Source organism: Streptosporangium sp. LJ11, from assembly GCF_051918945.1.
GTDB lineage: Bacteria > Actinomycetota > Actinomycetes > Streptosporangiales > Streptosporangiaceae > Streptosporangium.
This window is the reverse complement of the sequence record NZ_JBPXMB010000079.1, coordinates 1-2,297: the sequence shown is the minus strand read 5'-3', so window position 1 is coordinate 2,297 and position 2,297 is coordinate 1. Positions and strand designations below refer to the sequence as shown.

The following is a 2,297-nucleotide window of genomic DNA, read 5'->3' as shown; positions in this document are numbered from 1 at the left end:
CGCGTTCACGGGCAGCGCGGCGAGCATGCCGGCCAGCAGAGCGGCGCACGCGAGAGAAATCGTCAAGCGCATCGTTGGTCTCCAGGATTCCCGGGTCGTCGGATGACAAGTGGAGGGGGGACCGCTGCAGATCGACCTTTCCGGCACCTCGGCCGGCTCCGGCGACGGACACGGCGAGAGAAGCCGCCGCCGTCGCGGGTTCTGGCGGCCGATGTGGTCTCGCCGTTCCGGTCAAGGACGTCTTTCGGGAGCGCCGGGCAGGCGGGCGGGGACAGCGCCCGCCTGCCCGGGAGCTCTAGCGGCGGGTGATGTCGGATTCGGAGTACAGGCAGTGCGTGCCGTCGGGGCCTTCACCGATCTTGCTGGGCTCGCTGCCCTTCGGTACGCCCTTGTAGCGCTCGCAGATGGTGGTGCTGCCGTAGACGGTGATCCGGCTGAAGCGCGCGGTGTCGCCCCAGTTGGAGTTGATCCCGGCCAGCACCTTGGTGGAGCGGGCGGTGACGCCGTCCAGCACGACGTGGCGCTGGTAGGAGGTGGAGCAGTTGCCACAGGCCCGGTACAGCTTGCCGGCGTTGTGCACCTGGAAGTTGCGGATGGTCAGCTTGCCGGCTCCGTTGTGCTGGAAGACCTTGTCGGAGGCCGACTTGGCGCCTCCGCCGTCCACCAGGTAGGTGGCCGAGGAGCTGGAGCTGCGGAAGGTGGCGGCGTCCTCGCCGACGTCGTTCCACCAGACGTTGCGGATGGTGCACGAGCCCTCGCAGTGGATGCCGTCGCCGGCCGGGGCGTCGAGGATGACGTTCTGGATGGTGCCGCCGTTGGCCACGACGAACATCGGGTCCTGGCTCTCGCCCTGGCCGCCGTCGCCGATGCCGTAGTAGCGCTTCATGCCGCCGTCGAAGAACGTGCCGGCGTTGCGGGTGGTGGTCTGGTGGACGCTGCCGGTGTCCGAGGGCCACGGACCGCTGCCGTCACCTCCGCCGGAGGTGGGCGTCACGGTGGGGGTGGAGGTGGGGTCCGGGTCGGGCGTGCCGCCCCCGCCGGCGGGCCGCAGCGTCCACTGCTTGGTGGCCGCCGAGTCGCAGGAGTTCTGCTGCAGCAGGGCGCCGGAGGAGGTGGAGTTGTCCTTGACGTTGAGGCACTTGCCGCCGTTGCCGTTGACCACCCGGTAGTTGGACCCCGAGGCGGTGAGCTGCCAGGTCTGCGAGGCGGCCGAGGTGCAGGACTCCTGCTGGACCGCCTTGCCGGCGCTGGTGGAGGCGTCCCGCACCCCGAGGCACTTGCCGCTGTGCGCCGCCTTGATCTGGTAGCCGCCTCCTGAGGAGGTGAGCGTGAAGACCTGCCCGGCGGCGTCGGCGCAGGTGTTCTGGGCCAGCTGGACGCCGTCGCCGGTGCTCTGCCCGGGTACGGTGGCGCACAGACCGCTGCCGGCGTTGGCCAGCGTGTAGTTGCCGTTGGAGGGGGCCGCCGAGGCGGGCGTGTTGAACGTGACCACCAGCCCGCCGGTGGTGATGAGGCCGGCGGTCAGGATGACCGCCAGCCTCCTACCGAAATGTTCTTCTCTACGCACGTTCAGCTCCATTTCTGCGATCTGTATGGGTTCAGGGCATGGCAAAGCAGAGGTCGCGCGCCTCGGGGGTCGTCCCCGGCTGGAGTCGTGGTGCGATCCGCGCCCGTGCCGCGCGGACGGGCGCGGCACGGGCGCCTTCCAGCCCTTCGATCCCTCAGGTCTGCCGGGAGGCCGCCTGCTCCGCTGCCTCGATGCATGCCGTTGCCGGTCGCACCACCTCGACACAGCAGTCACGCGGGCCACTCAGAGACCACATCTGTGAACAACCGATTGCAGACACAGTCGCGTTACATGGAGGAAACGTCAATACATTCCGGTAAAACTGCAAACGGAGTCGGATATTCCTCCTGGTCACGCTCCGATTTCTGCAACAATCGTTTGCAAAAACACAGGCCAGAGGCTCGCGTGGTCACACCACCCGGTTCACGCCCACCACGTCCTCCTGAAACTTTCACGACCGCCCGGCCGCCCGGCCGCCCTGCGTGACGATGGCGCGCCCCCCTTTTCGCCACCGCGACCTCGGCCGACCTGCCGCCCGCCGTCGAGGCCGAGGCGCCGCGGGTGGTCTCGTTCGCATCCGGGCCTTCCCAGGTGCGCCGGTGAGTGCTTAGCTTCGCTCGATCCTGGAAAGCGCTTACCAAACCTGTGGAGACGAAGGATGCGCCTCAGAACCGTCATCGCATGCGCCGGCCTGTTCGCCGGCGTACTCGTCGGACTGACCCAATCCGCC

General features: G+C 68.5%; 1 protein-coding gene. It reads right to left on the bottom strand.

Annotation, left to right across the window (positions count from 1 at the left end; genetic code table 11):
* Positions 1-295 precede the first annotated feature (295 nt).
* Positions 296-1,567 (bottom strand): pectate lyase, encoded by a 1,272-nt coding sequence (locus ACTOQ3_RS43405; protein ID WP_440089906.1) that lies wholly within the window; start codon positions 1,565-1,567, stop codon positions 296-298.
* Positions 1,568-2,297 lie beyond the last annotated feature (730 nt).